At 72.2% G+C, this 17,430-nt stretch carries 10 protein-coding genes and 1 riboswitch; of the genes, 6 read left to right on the top strand and 4 right to left on the bottom strand.

Going from position 1 to position 17,430, the window contains the following annotated elements; translation table 11 throughout:
- Nucleotides 1–378 precede the first annotated feature (378 nt).
- The 3 genes from pulA (at nucleotide 379) to AB0K43_RS17040 (ending at nucleotide 9,242) form a co-directional block, all read left to right on the top strand.
- The gene (gene pulA / locus AB0K43_RS17050) at nucleotides 379–5,916 is read left to right on the top strand and encodes a pullulanase-type alpha-1,6-glucosidase (protein WP_363640389.1); all 5,538 of its coding nucleotides are present in this window, start codon (nucleotides 379–381) and stop codon (nucleotides 5,914–5,916) included.
- Between the two features lie 514 nt (nucleotides 5,917–6,430).
- Nucleotides 6,431–8,758, top strand: coding sequence for a M4 family metallopeptidase (locus AB0K43_RS17045; protein ID WP_363640387.1), 2,328 nt, complete (start codon nucleotides 6,431–6,433; stop codon nucleotides 8,756–8,758).
- Between the two features lie 145 nt (nucleotides 8,759–8,903).
- Nucleotides 8,904–9,242: a P-II family nitrogen regulator gene (locus AB0K43_RS17040; protein WP_363640385.1), complete on the top strand. Its 339-nt coding sequence runs from the start codon at nucleotides 8,904–8,906 to the stop codon at nucleotides 9,240–9,242.
- 81 nt (nucleotides 9,243–9,323) lie between these two features.
- On the opposite strand, the gene AB0K43_RS17035 is transcribed toward AB0K43_RS17040, so the two are convergent.
- Both AB0K43_RS17035 and AB0K43_RS17030 read right to left on the bottom strand, forming a co-directional pair.
- The gene (locus AB0K43_RS17035) at nucleotides 9,324–10,190 is read right to left on the bottom strand and encodes a hypothetical protein (RefSeq protein ID WP_363640383.1); all 867 of its coding nucleotides are present in this window, start codon (nucleotides 10,188–10,190) and stop codon (nucleotides 9,324–9,326) included.
- A 70-nt stretch (nucleotides 10,191–10,260) separates the two neighbouring features.
- Nucleotides 10,261–10,770 (bottom strand): SigE family RNA polymerase sigma factor, encoded by a 510-nt coding sequence (locus AB0K43_RS17030; protein ID WP_363640381.1) that lies wholly within the window; start codon nucleotides 10,768–10,770, stop codon nucleotides 10,261–10,263.
- A 387-nt stretch (nucleotides 10,771–11,157) separates the two neighbouring features.
- On the opposite strand from AB0K43_RS17030, the gene AB0K43_RS17025 reads away from it, so the two are divergent.
- Nucleotides 11,158–12,870: a carbohydrate-binding module family 20 domain-containing protein gene (locus AB0K43_RS17025; protein WP_363640541.1), complete on the top strand. Its 1,713-nt coding sequence runs from the start codon at nucleotides 11,158–11,160 to the stop codon at nucleotides 12,868–12,870.
- 946 nt (nucleotides 12,871–13,816) lie between these two features.
- The gene (locus AB0K43_RS17020; RefSeq protein ID WP_363640379.1) at nucleotides 13,817–14,299 is read left to right on the top strand and encodes a hypothetical protein; all 483 of its coding nucleotides are present in this window, start codon (nucleotides 13,817–13,819) and stop codon (nucleotides 14,297–14,299) included.
- Here the strand turns inward: AB0K43_RS17020 and AB0K43_RS17015 are convergent.
- On the bottom strand, nucleotides 14,229–14,597 hold the full coding sequence (locus AB0K43_RS17015) for a GNAT family N-acetyltransferase (protein WP_363640377.1): 369 nt from the start codon (nucleotides 14,595–14,597) through the stop codon (nucleotides 14,229–14,231). The genes AB0K43_RS17020 and AB0K43_RS17015 overlap by 71 nt on opposite strands.
- A riboswitch (cobalamin riboswitch) is annotated at nucleotides 14,582–14,641 on the bottom strand. Its footprint overlaps the gene before it by 16 nt.
- 214 nt (nucleotides 14,642–14,855) lie before the next feature.
- Entirely contained in the window at nucleotides 14,856–15,596 is a 741-nt protein-coding gene (locus tag AB0K43_RS17010; RefSeq protein WP_363640375.1) for a nucleotidyltransferase domain-containing protein, read from the bottom strand.
- Nucleotides 15,597–15,949: 353 nt separating this feature from the next.
- On the opposite strand from AB0K43_RS17010, the gene AB0K43_RS17005 reads away from it, so the two are divergent.
- Nucleotides 15,950–17,284, top strand: coding sequence for a helix-turn-helix transcriptional regulator (locus AB0K43_RS17005; protein WP_363640373.1), 1,335 nt, complete (start codon nucleotides 15,950–15,952; stop codon nucleotides 17,282–17,284).
- The last annotated feature ends 146 nt before the right edge of the window (nucleotides 17,285–17,430 follow it).

Below are 17,430 nucleotides of genomic sequence, written 5' to 3'. Positions count from 1 at the left end.
GACGTCCCGTGGCCGCCTGCTCATCCTGTGGTCGGGGATTCTTCACCGGCCGTCCCCCTGCGGGGGTACGGGTAGGAGAGGTATAGGGGCGCATATCGACCATTGTGGCTCGGCGGTAACGGGCGGTCGAACGCGGGTGGTCGTTCTTGACCAGGGCTTTGAACGGGGGGCGGGGACGGCCGGGCCGGGGTGCGGGCACGGCGGAGCTGTGGCCCGCCGGGGGTCAGGTGTCCGGCGGGCGAAATCGACTCTGCTGCCTGCACAACGGTTCGGTCAAGACCTTGCTTGCAACATTTTCAGCATCTTGCTGAAACATATTTCAGCGCGCTACGGTCCGGCCACTCATCGACGACGAGCCGCATCGAGGGAGAGCCAGCCGTGGCCGAAGTCCAGCCCCGCCCACCCCGGAGCACGACGCCCCACCGCACCCCCGGCCGAGCCGCAGTCCTGCTCGCCGCATCTCTGATCGCCGTCACGCTCGGCGCGGCCCCGGTGGCCGCCGCCGCTCCGCCCGCCCCGCCGTCCGACGCCGCGCTGGCGGCCTCGGCGGGCCGGCACGACCTCACCAGGGAGCAGTTCTACTTCGTCCTGCCGGACCGCTTCGCCAACGGTTCGAGCGCCAACGACACCGGGGGCATCACCGGTGGCCGGCTGGACGACGGCCTCGACCCCACCGACAAGGGCTTCTACCACGGCGGCGACCTCCAGGGCCTGATCGACCGGCTCGACTACATCCAGGGCCTGGGCACCACCGCGATCTGGATGGCCCCGATCTTCAAGAACAAGCCGGTGCAGGGCACCGGGAGCGACGCCTCGGCCGGCTACCACGGGTACTGGATCACCGACTTCACCCAGGTCGACCCGCACTTCGGCACCAACGCCCAGCTCAAGGAGCTGATCGCGAAGGCCCACGGCAAGGGCATCAAGGTCTTCTTCGACGTCATCACCAACCACACCGCCGACGTGCTCGACAACCGCGAGCAGGCCTACGGCTACCGCTCCACCGGCGCCTACCCGACCCTGGACGCGGACGGCAACCCGGTCGACGAGACCGCGCTCGCCGACGCCGGAGCGCCGTGGCCGAGAACCACCGCCGACTCCTTCCCGTACAGCCCCGTGCTGCGCACCCAGGCGGACGCCACCGCCAAGACCCCGTCCTGGCTGAACGACCCCTCGCTCTACCACAACCGGGGCAACTCGACCTTCGCCGGCGAGTCCGCCACCGAGGGCGACTTCTCCGGCCTGGACGACCTGGACACCCAGAACCCCAGGGTGGTCGAGGGCTTCAAGAAGGTCTACGAGCAGTGGGTCCGCGAGACCGGGGTGGACGGCTTCCGGATCGACACCGTCAAGCACGTCGACCTCGCCTTCTGGCAGCAGTGGGCCCCGGCGCTCAAGAAGTACGCCGCCGAGCAGGGCGACAAGCGCTTCTTCATGTTCGGCGAGGTCTACTCCGGCGACCCCGCGGTCACCTCCCCGTACGTCACCAAGGGCAAGCTCCAGGCCACCCTGGACTTCCCGTTCCAGCAGGCGGCCCGCTCCTACGTCTCGCAGAACGGCTCCGCCGGGGCGCTGGCCGCGCTCTACGGCCAGGACTACCGCTACACCACCGCCGACACCGACGCCTACGAGCTGCCGACCTTCCTCGGCAACCACGACATGGGCCGGATCGGCTCCTTCCTGCGGGCGGACGACCCCGGCGCGAGCCCCGAGCAGCTGCTGCGCAAGGACCAGCTGGCGAACGAGCTGCAGTTCCTCACCCGCGGCCAGCCGGTGGTCTACTACGGCGACGAGCAGGGCTTCACCGGCGCGGGCGGCGACAAGGACGCCCGGCAGGACATGTTCGCCTCCAGGACCCCCTCCTACAACAGCGACCCGGTGATCGGCGGCACCCCCGGATCCGCCGACCGCTACGGCCGCACCGGCGCGCTCTACCAGGGCATCTCCACCCTCGCCAAGCTCCGCCGGGACCACCCGGCGCTGGCCGACGGCGCCCAGATCGAGCGCTACGCGGCCGACGGCGCCGGGGTGTACGGCTTCTCCCGGATCGACGCCGCCCAGCAGGTCGAGTACCTGGTGGCGGTGAACAACGCGGCCGAGCCGAAGACCGTCGCACTGGACACCTTCTCGGCCGGCATGGCCTTCGACCGCCTCTACCCCGCGGCGGGGCAGCGGCTCACCAGCGGCGCCGACCGGAAGGTCACCGTCACCGTGCCGCCGCTGTCCTCGGTGGTCCTCAAGGCCGCCGGGAAGCTCGCCCCGGTCGCCGCCGCCCCGGCGATCACCCTGCGCCCCCCGGCCGACGGCGCCACCGGCACCGTCACGGTCGGCGCCCAGGTGCCCGGCGGCGGCTTCGACCGGGTCAGCTTCGCCGCCCAGATCGGCACCGGCCCCTGGCGCACCCTCGGCACCGCCGACAACGGCGACTACCGGGTCACCCAGGACCTGACCGGTGTCGCCCCCGGCACGGTGGTCCGCTACAAGGCCGTGGTCCGGGACTCCGGCGGGCACCTGCGCTCCGCCACCGCCAGCTTCACCACCGGCACGCCCACCCCCGAGCCGGCGCCCACGGCGAGCTCGCGCCCCTACGCGGTGGTGCACTACCAGCGCCGCAACAACGACTACGACGGCTGGAACCTCTACGCCTGGGGCGACCTCGCCGACGGCGAGTCCACCCCCTGGCCGGCCGGCCACCCCTTCACCGGCCGGGACGCCTACGGGGCGTTCGCCTACGTGAAGCTGAAGGACGGCGCCGCCGACCTCGGTTTCCTGGTGGAGAAGGACGGCACCAAGGACGTCGAGACCGACCGGCACATCGACCTCGGCAGCACCGGCGAGATCTGGCTCAAGGAGGGCGACCCCGCCGTCCGCACCGCCGACCCCGACCCGGTCACCCCCGTCCCGGCCGGCACCGCCGTGATCCACTACCACCGCGCCGACGGCAACTACTCCGGCTGGGGCCTGCACGACTGGACCGGCGCCGCCACCCCCACCGACTGGGGCAACCCGCTGCCGCCCGCCCGCACCGACGCCTTCGGCGCAGTCTTCGAGGTGCCGCTCGCCCCCGGGGCCACCAGCCTCAGCTACATCCTGCACAACGGCAACGACAAGGACCTGCCCACCGACCAGTCGCTGGACTTCGCCACCAGCGGCCGGGAGGTGTGGATCATCGGCGGCCAGCAGGGCTACCTGCTCCCGCAGGCCTCCGGCAGCAGCTCGCAGCTCGACCTGGGCTCCGCCCGCGCCCAGTGGATCGACGCCACCACAGTGGTGGTCCCGCCCGGGTACGGCGCCGGGGACGCCGCCCTCGCCGGCGGCACCAGCGCCCAGCTGGTCTACGACCCCGAGGGCGGCATCAGGGCCGACAAGGGCACGCTCGGCAAGCCCGGCCACTGGATCCGGCTCAACCCGGCGGCCGGCGGCCTGACGGCGGCCCAGCGCGCCAAGTACCCGCACCTGGCGGGCTACCGCGCCTTCACCGTCGACCGGCGCGACACCGGCCGGATCACCGCCGCGCTGCGCAGCCAGCTGCTCTTCACCGAGCACCTGCCGAACGGCGCGGTCCTCGCCGGCACCGGCGTGCAGATCCCGGGCGTGCTCGACGACCTGTACGCCGGCAAGGCGGCCGGCGCCCGGCTCGGCCCGGTCTACAACGCCCGCCCGCGCCAGGACTGGCTGCGCCGGGACCGCCGTACGGTGACCCTCTCGCTCTGGGCGCCGACCGCCACCGAGGTGTCCGTCCAGCTCTTCGACCGGGCCGCCGGCGGCACCCCGAGGACGGTGCCGCTGCACCGGGACGAGGCCAGCGGCGTCTGGTCGCTGACCCGGGACTCCGGCGAACTCGACGGCCGCTACTACCTGTTCCAGGTCAAGGTGTGGGCGCCGAGCGTCCAGCAGGTGGTCACCAACACGGTCACCGATCCCTACTCGGTGGCGCTGTCGGCGGACTCCCGGCGCAGCCTGGTCACCGACCTCGGCGACCGGGCCAACAAGCCGAAGGGCTGGGACGACCACCGCAACCCGCCCGCCGTCCCGGCCGTGCGGCAGCAGATCCAGGAGCTGCACGTCCGCGACTTCTCGGTGGCCGACGACACCGTGCCCGCCCCCGAGCGCGGCACCTACCTGGCCTTCACCGAGTCGCGGTCGGCCGGCATGAAGCATCTGCGCGAGCTGGCCGCGGCCGGCGTCACCACCATCCACCTGCTGCCCACCTTCGACATCGCCACCATCCGGGAGAACCGGGCCGAGCAGCAACTGCCCGCCTGCGACCTGGCCGCACTGCCGGCCGACGGCGAGAAGCAGCAGGAGTGCGTGGCGGCCGTCCAGGCCGGCGACGCCTACAACTGGGGCTACGACCCGCTGCACTACACGGTGCCCGAGGGCTCGTACGCCACCGATCCCACCGGCACCGCGCGCACGGTGCAGTTCCGCGCGATGGTGCAGGCGATGCACGAGGCCGGCCTGCGGGTGGTGCTGGACGTGGTCTACAACCACACCGCCGCGGCCGGGCAGGCCGAGCACTCGGTGCTCGACAAGGTGGTGCCCGGGTACTACCAGCGGCTCGGCGACAACGGCCAGGTGACCACCGACAGCTGCTGCGCCGACACCGCGCCCGAGCACGCCATGATGAACAAACTGGTGGTCGACTCGGTGGTGACCTGGGCCCGGCAGTACCGGGTGGACGGCTTCCGCTTCGACCTGATGGGGCTCGACCCGAAGTCCACCATGCTGGACGTGCGCACCGCGCTCGGCAACCTGACCGAGGCGAAGGACGGGGTCGAGGGCAAGGACCTGTTCCTGTACGGCGAGGGCTGGAACTTCGGCACCGTCGCCAACGACGCCCGGTTCGTGCAGGCCACCCAGGCCAACATGGCCGGCACCAAGATCGCCACCTTCAACGACCGGATCCGGGACGCCGGGCGCGGCGGCAACTTCCAGCTCTCCTCCGCCCCGCAGCAGGGCTTCACCTCCGGCCTGTACACCGACCCCAACGGCTCGGCCGACAACGGCACCGCCGAGCAGCAGAAGGCCCGGCTGCTGCACCAGATGGACCAGATCAAGGTCGCACTGGCCGGCAATCTGGCCGGATTCGGCTTCACCGACAGCACCGGGAAGGCCGTCACCGGCGCGGGGGTCGACTACAACGGCTCGCCGACGGGCTACGCGGCCGCCCCCGGTGAGGCGGTCGAGTACCTGGACGCGCACGACAACGCCGACCTGTTCGACGCGCTCGCGTACAAGCTGCCGCCGGCCACCGCGCCGGCCGACCGGGCCCGGATGCAGGCGCTCGGGCTGTCGCTGACGGCGCTCGCCCAGGGGCCGGGCTTCGCCCAGGCCGGCAGCGACCTGCTGCGCTCCAAGTCGCTGGACGCCAACTCCTTCGACTCGGGCGACTGGTTCAACGCGATCCACTGGGACTGCCGGCAGGGCAACGGCTGGGGCCGGGGCGTGCCGATGGCGGCGGACAACAAGGCGATGTGGCCGGTCGCCAAGTCGCTGCTGGCCGACCCCCGGCTGACCGTCGGCTGCAACGAGACCGGCGCGAGCAGCGCGATCTACCAGCAGTTCCTGAGGATCCGAGGGGCCTCGCCGCTGTTCGCCCTGAGCAGCGCCGCCGAGGTGCAGCGCCGGCTGTCCTTCCCGCTGTCCGGCACCGCGGGGGAGACCCCGGGAGTGATCACCATGCACCTGGACGGCACCGGGCTCGCGGGGGCGGAGAAGGGCCTCACGGTGGTCTTCAACGCCACCCCGACCGCCCAGCGGCAGTCGGTGGCCGCGCTGGCCGGCACCGCCCAGACGCTGCACCGGGTGCAGGCGCAGGGCGCCGACCCGGTGGTCAAGCAGGCGGGGTTCGATCCGGCCACCGGCGCCTTCACCGTGCCCGCCCGGACCGTGGCGGTGTTCGTGCAGAACTGACCCTGATCCCCGGACGCCACAGGGGCCCCGCCGCCGCGGGGCCCCTGTGGCGTCGGTGGCCGAAAAAGGTCGCTCCAGGCCTGAACAGCCTGACATGTACGGGCCTTTGCGGGCTCTCCGGACCGACCGTCCGTTCGGCCGGTCTACGCGCGCAGCGCTGCGGCTAGCTCGATCGCTGCGGAAGAGCAACGACATCCATGTGCAGGAAGCCTTTGCCCTGACACCGCCTCGGTCTTGCCGTGCCATTGGCACTAATTGGCCAATCAGTGGCATGCATCTGTCATTCACGGTCCGTTTGCTGCCACGATTCCCCCGGCTGCAGACGTGCGGGGCCCCACCCCCCGGTGCAGCCGATCCAGCGCAGGTTCAGCGCTACCGGCACCACGTTGCTCCGCTCCTGATCGCACCGCACCCATGCCGCGCACCCGACGGCAGGGCCCCCGCTGCGCCGCAACCCCGCGGCCAGGTTCTCTCCACCGGACGTGACCCCGCGCCGGTCGGAAAAGGAGTCTGCATGCCCCGCTACACCCATGCCCGGACGAGTCTGGCCGCCCTCGCCGCCACCACCGCGCTGCTGGTGACCGGCTTCCCGGTCGCCGCCGCGCAGGCCGCTCCGGCCGCTCCGGCCCCGGTCGCGCAGTCCGGCCAGGCCTCCGCGCTCGCCGCCGCCGGCCAGCAGAGCACCGCGCTGGCGCAGACCCTGGGCCTCGGCAGCCAGGAGAAGCTGGTCGTCAAGGACGCCTTCCGCGACGCCGACGGGACCCAGCACTTCCGCTACGAGCGCACCTACGCCGGTCTCCCGGTGCTCGGTGGCGACCTGGTGGTCCACCAGACCTCGGGCGGCGTCGTCAAGGGTGTCGACCGTGCCACCGAGGCCTCGCTGACCGGTGTCAGCACCACGCCGGCCCTGGCCGCCCCGAAGGCGCAGGCCACCGCGCTCGCCGCGGAGGCCGGCTCCAGCCTGGAGGCCGCCCCGCGCCTGGTGGTCTGGGCCGCCGACGGCAGCCCGCGGCTCGCCTGGGAGACGGTCGTCTCCGGCAAGGAGGCCGACGGCACCCCGAGCAAGCTGCACGTGATCACCGACTCCTCCACCGGCACGGTCATCCACAAGTTCGAGGGCATCCAGACCGGCACCGGCCAGGGCGTCTTCGTCGGCAACGTCACCATCGGCACCACGCTGTCGGGTTCGACGTACCAGATGAAGGACACCAGCCGCGGTGGGATGTACACCACCAACATGAACAACGGGACGTCCGGCAACGGCACCCTGTTCACCAAGTCCACCGACGCGTGGGGCAACGGCCAGGCCAGCAACAAGGAGTCGGCCGCGGTCGACGCCCACTACGGCGTCGCGGCGACCTGGGACTACTACAAGAACACCTTCGGCCGCAACGGCATCCGCAACGACGGTGTCGGCGCCTACAGCCGCGTCCACTACGACAACAACTACGTGAACGCGTTCTGGGACGACAGCTGCTTCTGCATGACCTACGGCGACGGTTCGGGCAACACCCACCCGCTGACCGAGCTGGACGTGGCCGGCCACGAGATGAGCCACGGCGTCACCGCCGCCACGGCCAACCTCAACTACTCGGGCGAGTCCGGCGGCCTCAACGAGGCGACCTCGGACATCTTCGGCTCGATGGTGGAGTTCTACGCCAACATCCCGACCGACAACCCCGACTACCTGATCGGTGAGCTGATCGACATCAACGGGGACGGCACGCCGCTCCGTTACATGGACAAGCCGTCCAAGGACGGGGCCTCCGCCGACTACTGGTCCTCGACCGTCGGCAACAAGGACGTCCACTACTCCTCCGGTGTCGCCAACCACTTCTTCTACCTGCTGGCCGAGGGCAGCGGCGCGAAGGTGATCAACGGGGTCAGCTACAACAGCCCGACCTCCAACGGCTCCACCCTCACCGGCATCGGCCGGGACAAGGCCGCCGCGATCTGGTACCGCGCGCTGACCACCTACATGACCTCCACCACCAACTACGCCGCCGCGCGCACCGCGACCATCAACGCCGCCAACGACCTCTACGGTGCGGGCAGCGCGGAGGCCAACGCGGTCGCCAACACCTGGGCCGGCGTCAACGTCGGCGCCGTGGTGAGCGGTTCGCCCACCGTCACCAACCCGGGCAACCAGACCACCCTGATCAACACCGCGGTCAACCTGCAGATCGCGGCCAGCGGTGGCACCGGCGCGCTGACCTACTCGGCCACCGGCCTGCCGGCCGGCCTGTCGATCAACGCCACCACCGGCAAGATCACCGGCACCGTGACCACCGCGGGCACCTCCAACGTGACCGTCACGGCCAAGGACACCGCCAACAAGACCGGCACCACCAGCTTCACCTGGACGGTCAACACCACCGGCGGCGGCTGCACCTCGACCCAGCTGCTCGGCAACGCCGGCTTCGAGACCGGCTCCGCCGCGCCGTGGACCACCACCTCCGGCGTGGTCGACAACAGCGCGTCGCAGGCCTCGCACTCCGGCTCCTGGAAGGCCTGGCTGAACGGCTACGGCTCCGCCCACACGGACTCCGCCGCGCAGACGGTGACCATCCCGGCGGGCTGCCACGCCACCCTCAGCTACTGGCTGCACATCGACACGGCGGAGACCACCACCACCGTCGCGTACGACAAGCTGACCGTCACGGTCAACGGCACCACGGTCGCCTCGTACTCGAACCTCAACAAGGCCACCGGGTACGCCCAGAAGACCGTCGACCTGTCGGCCTACGCGGGCCAGACGGTGACCCTGAAGTTCAACGGCGTCGAGGACTCCTCGCTGCAGACGAGCTTCGTGATCGACGACACCGCGATCCAGACCAGCTGACCTGAAGGTCGAAGGTCTCTGAAGGGCCCGGCGGCCTCGGTCGCCGGGCCCTTCGGCTGTACGATCGCGGCGTCCTGGACCGCGGCGCCCGCCGTCGCGGCCCGAGCCGCCGTGCCCACGCACTTTTGGACGGGAACCCCGCGCCATGAAGCTGATCACCGCCGTCGTCAAGCCGTTCAAGCTGGACGAGATCAAGACCGCGCTGCAGGAGATCGGGGTGCACGGACTGACCGTCACCGAGGCCAGCGGGTACGGCCGCCAGCACGGGCACACCGAGGTCTACCGGGGCGCCGAGTACCGGATCGACCTGGTGCCCAAGGTGCGGATAGAGCTGGTGGTCGAGGACGCGGACGCCGAGGCGGTGATGGACGCGATCGTGGCCGCCGCCCGGACCGGGAAGATCGGTGACGGCAAGGTCTGGTCCGTCCCGGTGGACGGGATCGTCCGGGTCCGCACCGGCGAGCGCGGACCGGACGCGGTCTGAGGCCGCCCGCCTCGGCGCTGCCGGACGCGGTCTGAGGCCGCCCGCCTCGGCGCTGCCGGACGTGGCCTGAGGCCGACCGCCTCAGCGCTGCCAGGCCCGGCGCCAGGTGGCGCCCTCGTCGATGAGCTCCTGCTCCACCGTCAGCCGCCACTGCGGGTCGCGGGCCAGCGCCGAGAGCCTGGCCGGGTCGAGGGCGGGAGCGCTCCGGGTGGGGGCGCCGGTCAGCCGGCCGTCCACCGCGCGGACGGTGCCGTTGTACGAGCTGATCACCACCTGGACGCCGTCGGCGCGCCGGCTGGCCACCGAGACCCCCCGCAGGGAGCCGGCGCGCTCCTCGGTGCGGTAGCTCAGCACCCGGTCGCCGTCCGGCAGCGTGCTCGCCTCGCAGCTGCCGCCCGGCCCGCCCCAGCCCCCCTCGCCCTCCACCGCCGGAGGCAGCCGCCCGGCCGCGCAGTCGAGCGGAGGGCCGGCCGCCGCGCCCAGTACGACGGCGATGCTGGTCGGCCCCGCCTCGTCGGCGTAGTCCACCCGGAAGCCGCCGCCCGCCCCGCCCGGCGGTCCGGCCGGATCGAAGTGGCTGTACCGCCCGGCGGGCAGCAGGCCACTGAGGATGGCGAGCATCCCGTCCGCGGTGGTGGCGGCCGTGGGGACCGGTCCGGTGTCGGCGGGCGCCGCGGCGAGGTCGGCGGTCGGCGTGCTGGTGAGGGCGCTCGCGGTGGGGGCGCCGGCGACGGCGTGGGTCCGGGCGGGCCGGAGCAGCCCGGTCGCGCCGACCGTGCCGACCAGCGCGGCGGCCGCCACGGCGGAGCCGGCCACGGCCAGCCGGCGCCGGCGGCGCAGGGCACGGCCCCGGGCGGCGGCCTCGGCGACCATCAGCACCACGGGGGGAGCGGCCAGCTCCTGGGAGCTCTGCCGGAGCAGGCGGGAGAGTTCGCTTTCAAGGTCCATGGCCGGGTTCCTCGTTCGGTTCTTCGGGGCGGCGTGGCGGGCGGCGTGGTGCGGCTTCGGCCGCGCGGCTTCAGACGAGGAACAGCAGCTCGCGGTCCTCACCCAGGATGCCCCGCAGCTTCGCCAGCGAGCGGGTGTTGAGGCTCTTCACCGCGGCGGGGGAGAGGTCGAGCAGATCGGCCACCTCCTCGATGCTGCGGTCCTCCAGGTAGCGCAGCACCACCACCGCCCGGTTGCGCGGGGGCAGCCGGCGCAGCGCCTCGGTCAGCGTCAGCCGCAGCTCGGGGCCGAGGGCAGGGGAGGGGGAGTCCGGCAGGTCGGCGATCACCAGCTCGGTGGTCCTGCGCAGCCTGCGGTGCGACAGGTAGTACCGGAGCAGCACCTTGCGGGCGTAGGCGTCCAGCCCCGGCTCGTCCTGGCCGCGGCGCAGCCGGGGCCAGACGGCGTACATCTTGGCGAGCGTGGTCTGCACCAGGTCCTGGGCCTGGTGCCAGTCGCCGCACATCAGGTGGGCGACGTGGAACAGCCGACGAGCCCGGGTGCTCGCGAACTCCTCGAAATCGAGTGCCGCGTCGTCCATCCGGTGATCCCCCGAAGTACTTGGTGCTGCTGCCTGGCGCTGCTGTGACGTCACCAGCTCCCACGCGCCGGAGCGACCAGAGGTATCACCGCCGCCGGCGGCGGATCGAACCCGTTGCCGACCACACCCTTGACGCACCCTCCACCCGGCCATATGTTCTCAGCGCACTGCAAGTTTCCTGAAAGTTTCACCGAGTTTTCAGCAAGCTTTCCGAACGGGTCGCGCCCCACCATCCGCGCCCATCGGCTCCGCCGTGCCCAGCCGTCACCTCGCCCTACCCGCCCGTGCACCTGCGTCCACGGGCCGAACCAGGCCGCCCACCCGCCCCCTGGAGACATCGTGGTCACCACCGCCCCCATCCACCGACCCTCCCGCGCCGCCGGAGCGCTGGCCGCCGCGGCCACCCTCGCACTCTCGATCGGCGCCGGACTCACCCTGGCCCCCACCGCCGACGCCACCCCGCCCGGCGGCGGCAAGGACGTCACCGCCACCCTCTTCGAGTGGAAGTTCGACTCGGTGGCCAAGGCCTGCACCGACACCCTCGGCCCCAAGGGCTACGGCTTCGTCGAGGTCTCCCCGCCCCAGGAGCACATCCAGGGCGCCCAGTGGTGGACCTCCTACCAGCCCGTCAGCTACCGGATCGCCGGCCGGCTCGGCGACCGGAACTCCTTCCAGGCCATGGTGGCCACCTGCCACTCGGCGGGCGTCAAGGTGATCGCGGACTCGGTGGTCAACCACATGTCGGCCGGCTCCGGCACCGGCACCGGCGGCACCGTGTACAGCAAGTACAACTACCCCGGGTACTACCAGGACCAGGACTTCCACTCCTGCCGCACCGCGATCTCCAACTACGCCGACCGCGGCAACGTGCAGAACTGCGAGCTGGTCAACCTCTCCGACCTCGACACCGGCAGCGGGTACGTCCAGCAGACCATCGCCAACTACCTCAGCGACCTGCTCTCGCTCGGCGTGGACGGCTTCCGGATCGACGCCGCCAAGCACATCGCCGCCGCCGACCTGTCGGCCATCAAAGCCAGGATGAGCAACCCGAACGCCTACTGGGTGCAGGAGGTCATCTACGGCGCCGGCGAGCCGATCCAGCCGAGCGAGTACACCGGCACCGGCGACGTCGACGAGTTCCGCTCCGCGACCTGGCTGAAGAGCGCCTTCGACGGCGGCCGGATCGCCGATCTCTCCTCCTGGGGCTCCGGCCTGCTCGGCAGCTCCCAGGCCCGCACCTTCGTCGACAACTGGGACACCGAACGCAACGGCTCCACCCTCACCTACAAGTACGGCAACAGCTACACCCTGGCCAACGTCTTCCTGCTGGCCTCGCCCTACGGATCGCCCAACGTCTACTCCGGCTACGCCTTCAGCGGCAACGACGACGGCCCGCCGAACGGCGGCACCGTCAACGCCTGCTACCAGGACGGCTGGAACTGCACCCACGCCTGGCGGCAGGTCGCCAACATGGTCGGCTTCCGCAACGCCGTCGCCGGCACGGCACTGACCAACTGGTGGTCGAACGGCAGCAACGCGATCGCCTTCGGCCGCGGCGGCAAGGGCTACGTCGCGATCAACCACGAGAGCGGCCCGATCACCCAGACCTTCCAGACCTCGCTCCCGGCCGGCAGCTACTGCGACGTCCAGCACGGCGACCCGGGCGCCGGCGGCTGCACCGGGGTGAGCTACACGGTGGGCGGCGACGGGAAGTTCACCGCCACGGTCGGCGCGGGCGACGCCGTCGCGCTGTACGTCGGGGCGGGCGGCGGCACCACCGCCTCCCCGGCGCCGTCCTCCTCGTCGGCCACCGGGGCCTCGTTCGCGGTCAACGCGACCACGGTGTTCGGGCAGAACGTCTTCGTGGTCGGCGACAACGCGGCCCTCGGGGGCTGGGACCCGGCCAAGGCGCTGCCGCTCTCCTCGGCGGCCTACCCGGTCTGGAAGCTGGACCTCGCCCTGCCGGTGGGCACCGCCTTCCAGTACAAGTACATCCGCAAGGAGGCCAACGGCGCGGTCACCTGGGAGAGCGGGGCCAACCGCACCGCCACCGTCCCGGCCGGGGGCAAGGTCGCGCTGAACGACACCTGGCGCAGCTGACCCGGCACCGTGCCCCCCGCCCGGCGCCGCCGCGGCGGGGGCCACGGCTTCCCACCCGAAACCCACCGATCGAGTGGCCTGCCACCCATCGGTCCGGCTCGCCGGCACACCGGCTGACAGCATCGTCGGATGAACGCCACCCCCACCGTTCTCGACATCGAACTCCTCGGCGGCCGCTGGGACGGACACCGCAAGCGGGTGCTGTCCTGCGCCCCGCCGCCCGCCCTGCGGATGGTGCTGCGCGCGGACCTTCCGCACCCGGGGACGGGCGAGTACTGGCCGACCACCAGCGGGGGCTTGTCTGAAACCGTGCAGGAAACTCGGTGCTCAGCAGCCAGTTCTGAGGCAGGCTCCCTCAGAACTCTGCCTCTTTGGCGATCCTGTGTGCTTCTTGGAGGAGCTGGAAGACCTTGTGGGCACCCTCCGGCTGGTCGGGGTGCCACCGAAGAGCAGCCGCCCGATAGAGCCTGGCCACCGCCAACCCGGTTCCTGGCGCGAAGCCGGCCAGCTCACGCAGGAGCGGGAGAGCCGGAAACAAGGCAGCGGCGTTAGCGCCGTGATCCGCTCGAACTCCTCGTGGTAACGCCCGACAAGCCGCTCCCGCTGTTGCCGCTCGTACGACTCCCCGGCGGCGACGGTTGTACTCCGCCGAACCGATGCCGTTACGCCAACTCGCCTGCTTACAGGCGTCCGAACAGAACTGGGGAGGCCGCCCGGGGCGCTTCGGCTGGTTCCAGGCCGCGCCGCACCACCGGCAGTCGAACCTCTGAGTGGCGTCTTCGCCCTGGGGCCGTACCGAGCGGACCTGCCGCGCCATGAACGACGCCCCCTTCCTGTCGCTGTTGACCACACCATGGGTAGCAGGGCGACGGGCTCGGCGTGCCAGTTGCAGTTGGCGCGGCAGCGCAGGATGAGACCGAAGGGGGCCATAGTGGACCGGCGCAGGATGGACGACGGCCGCCACGGCATCCGGCACGAGATCGACTTCGGCGCTTCGGTGATCGCCGGACAGGCGCACACGCAGATGGTCTGCGAGTGCGGGGTGGTCACCGGCGACGCCGCCGGACACCACGCCCACGTCCGGCAGGCCCTGCATGTGCCGGGCCCGGCCTGGTTCCCCGTCGGCGCTCGGCTGGCCATCATGCTCGTGGGCGGCGTCGCCCTGCTCTTCGGGCTGATGGCGGTCGCGGACACGTTCCTGTCCGGAACCGCGCGGACCGCCGTCCTCGGCCTGTCGCTCGTCGTCTCCTTCGCTGCCATGATGGGCGCCGCCCACGGGCTGCGCCCATCATCGTTCCGCTGGCCCCGGGCGACCGGTAGCGCGACACCCGCTTCGTGGGCGTCGCTTGCGGGCGTGGTCAGGTCAGCTCAGCGCGTGCTCGGGTGTACAGCAGCTGCTCCTGGCCGTACTCGACGAAGCGGTCGGTGACGGCGAGGCCCAGGTTCTCGAGCAGCCGGCGGGAGCGCGTGTTGGCCGCCTGGGTCACTGCGACGAGGAGTTGCCCAGGGACCACCAGGGCAGCCCAGCCCAGCACGGCGCCGATGGCCTCCAGGGCGAGTCCGCGGCCGCCGTGGGCCGGGAGGAACTCGTACGACACTTCGGCCCGGTCCGGTACCCGGTGATCTGGATCGAGCGTGACGCGCCCCACGGCCCGGTCGTGGCCGGCGAGCAGAACGGTGAAGTGGCCGCGGCGGCCCGGGGCGCGTATGACGGCGGTCGTTCCCACTCACCGCTGCGGGGCAGTCCCGGACTCCCACCGGGTTCCCTCTTGCGACACCCCGCCTGGCGGACGGGGCGAACCAGCTGCGCGGGCCACTCTACGACGGCCGCCGCCGCCACCCCACCGGACCTGCACCGCGGTCGGCCCCAGGACCGCGGAGGACCGCCGCCCGGCTCCCCGGAAGCAGCCGGCGCCCCGGTCGGCGTCGTGCGCACGGCTTCCGGGGCTGCCCAGAAGCACGGCGGCACCTGCGGGGCGGCGGGCTCAGCGAACGGCGGCGAACGGCTCGGCGACGGTCCGCCAGGTACGGCGGTAGCCTTCGCGCAGTGCGCCGCCGACGAGTTCGAGGACCGCCGAGGCGGCCGCGATCAACGCGGCCGGGTCCTGCGTCGCCCCCAGCCGGGCGTGCGCGTCGAGCAGCGCGGCGCCGCGTTCCGGGTCCGCCGCCAGCAGCCGGCGCGGCAGCCACTTGCCGCTGCCCGTCCAGGCCCGGTGGTGGTCGCAGAGCAGATCGACGGCGGTGCTGACGACGACCCCGGCGACAGCCAGGCGCTCGAACGCGTCGGTCGTGTCGCGCAGGTCGTCCAAAGCGTCCGTCAGCGCGTAGCGCTTGGTCTCCACGGTGTCCGGAGCGAGTCCGGCCGGGCCCCCGCGGAGGGCCTCCTCCGCCCGGGCCCGGGCCCGGGCTGCCTCGCCGTCCACGTCGACCAGGACCAGACCGGTGGCGTACATGCTCGGCATCACCGCGCGCCGGGTGGCGACGTCCACCGCGCAGAGGTCGCGCAGGCCGGCCCGGGTGTGCACGAAGAGCTCGACCACCCGGCCCTCGGAGCGGAGGGTCTCCCGATAGGTCTCGCCACCGTCGGCGACCAGCACGGCGATGTCCAGGTCGCTGCCGGCGGTGGCCCGCCCGGTCGCCGTGGACCCCGCCAGGATGGCGGCGAGGGCGTCGGGAAAGCGCTCGTGGACGAGGCGCCGGGCCTGGTCGATCGGATCGTGAGACATGTCGACCACCGTCCCACGGACCTCGGGGGTCGTCACACCATTTTGGGGCGACGGCGGGCGACGGCGGGCGCGGGCGCCCGGCGTCCGGAGCGGCGCGGCAGGGAGCCCCGGACGGGCATGACGGTCCGTCAAGGTGTCGGCGCGCCAAGGGATCGCCGCCCCGCCCCGGGACATCGGCGAATTAATATGAATTTCGCGACTCCGCCGGATTCGTGCGGACAGGAGTCACTTCCGTCACTTCCCGCACATAATCTCAACGTTTCGGGCCAATGGAATCCGGGCAGGACCGCCAAACAGCTTGACACCTTTATTGACTCACTGGTGTCATTACTCGTCGAGATTGAGGAGCAGGCATGTCAGACAAGGCCTTGGGCATCCGGGCCGCCCAGCTGCGACGGGCCGCCGGCCTGTCACAGGCCGAGCTCGCGGGCACCAAGCTTTCGCCGAGTTACATCTCGTTGCTCGAGGCGGGAAAGCGGACGCCGTCCCTCGATGTCGTCCACTACCTCGCCGCCCGGCTGGGGTGTGAGCCGGCGGAGCTGCTCGGGACGGAGCCCGAGGCCGGTACCGAGGACCTCGAACTCGAGCTCAGGTACGCCGAGATGACGGCGCTGAACGGTGAGCCGGAAGCCGCGTTGGCGGCCTACGAGCAGGTCCAGGGTACCGTCGACCGGGAGGAACGGCCCGCCCTGTGGCTCGCCGCCGAGAGTGGAATCGCCCACACCCTGGAGCGCCTCGGCCGGCTCGAGGAGGCGGTTGCCCGCTTCGAGGGGCTGCGCACCGCCGCGGCACGCTCCCCGGACTTCGTCGCGGGGCTTCCGGTCGTGGTGGCGCTGTGCCGCTGCTACCGGGAGCTCGGCGACCTCTCGCACGCGATCGCCGTCGCCGAGGAGGCGGTGGAGGAGCTGGACCGGCTCGACCTGGCCCCCACCCGGCTCGGCGTGGAGCTGCTGTCGACCCTCGTCGGGATCCACTGCGAGCGCGGCGACCTGCACCGGGCGGGCTACCTCGCCGCGAAGGCGATCGAGCAGGCCGGCCGCGTGTCCGACCGCAAGGCGCTCGGCGCCGCGCTGTGGAACGCCAGTGTCACCATGCACCGCAGCGGCCGGACGGCGGATGCCATCGGCCTCATCGAGCAGGCGCTGGCGATCTACGCCGAGGGGGACGACGCCCGGGCGCTGGCCCGGCTGCGGAACGCCTACGCCGCGGTGCTGCTGGAGTTCGAGGAGCCCGACGTGGCTCTGGCCGAGCGGCTGCTCACCCAGAGCGCGAGCGCGCTGTCCGACGTCGGCAGCGACATCGACGTCGCCTACTGCGAGACCGCCCTGGCCCGGGTCGCCCTGCGCAGCCGGCACCCCGAGGCCTGCGTCGAGCACGCCGAGCGGGCGCTGGGCCTGCTCGGGCCCGGGCACCGGCTGCAGAGCGCGCGGACCCTCCTGGTCCTCGCCGCCGCGCGGATCTTCCAGGGCGAGCACACCGCGGCCAGGGAGGCCTACGAGCGCAGCGCCCTGATGCTGGAGGCCTCGGAGGCCGGCCGCCAGGCAGCCTCCGCCTGGGCCGAGCTCGCGGAGATCCTGGAGGCCGCCGGCCAGCCGGAGCGCGCCATCTGGGCGTACCGGCAGGGCATGCGGTGCATGGGGCAGCAGAGCCGGATCCTCCCCAAAGTGAGCGTGCCGCACGGCGAGTGATCCCGGCCGAATCCTCGGCACCACGAAGAGGCGGGGCCGTCTGCCAGCAGACGGCCCCGCCTCTTCGTGTGCGCCGACGCGGCGCTGCCGCTCAGCAACAGAGCGGGATGTCACCGGTCGGCGGGACGCCCTGGACCGTCGACGCC

Source organism: Kitasatospora sp. NPDC049258, assembly GCF_040678895.1.
Classification (GTDB): Bacteria; Actinomycetota; Actinomycetes; order Streptomycetales; family Streptomycetaceae; genus Kitasatospora.
The sequence above is the reverse complement of the archived record's forward strand: the minus strand, read 5'-3'. Positions and strand labels throughout refer to the sequence as shown.

Excerpts from the sequence above, each read along its gene's own strand:
- AB0K43_RS17040 (WP_363640385.1), top strand. The coding sequence starts at position 8,904 with ATGAAGCTGATCACCGCCGTCGTCAAGCCGTTCAAGCTGGACGAGATC.
- AB0K43_RS17020 (WP_363640379.1), top strand. The coding sequence starts at position 13,817 with ATGGACGACGGCCGCCACGGCATCCGGCACGAGATCGACTTCGGCGCT.
- AB0K43_RS17005 (WP_363640373.1), top strand. The coding sequence starts at position 15,950 with ATGTCAGACAAGGCCTTGGGCATCCGGGCCGCCCAGCTGCGACGGGCC.
- AB0K43_RS17010 (WP_363640375.1), bottom strand. The coding sequence starts at position 15,596 with ATGTCTCACGATCCGATCGACCAGGCCCGGCGCCTCGTCCACGAGCGC.
- AB0K43_RS17035 (WP_363640383.1), bottom strand. The coding sequence starts at position 10,190 with ATGGACCTTGAAAGCGAACTCTCCCGCCTGCTCCGGCAGAGCTCCCAG.
- AB0K43_RS17030 (WP_363640381.1), bottom strand. The coding sequence starts at position 10,770 with ATGGACGACGCGGCACTCGATTTCGAGGAGTTCGCGAGCACCCGGGCT.
- AB0K43_RS17045 (WP_363640387.1), top strand. The coding sequence starts at position 6,431 with ATGCCCCGCTACACCCATGCCCGGACGAGTCTGGCCGCCCTCGCCGCC.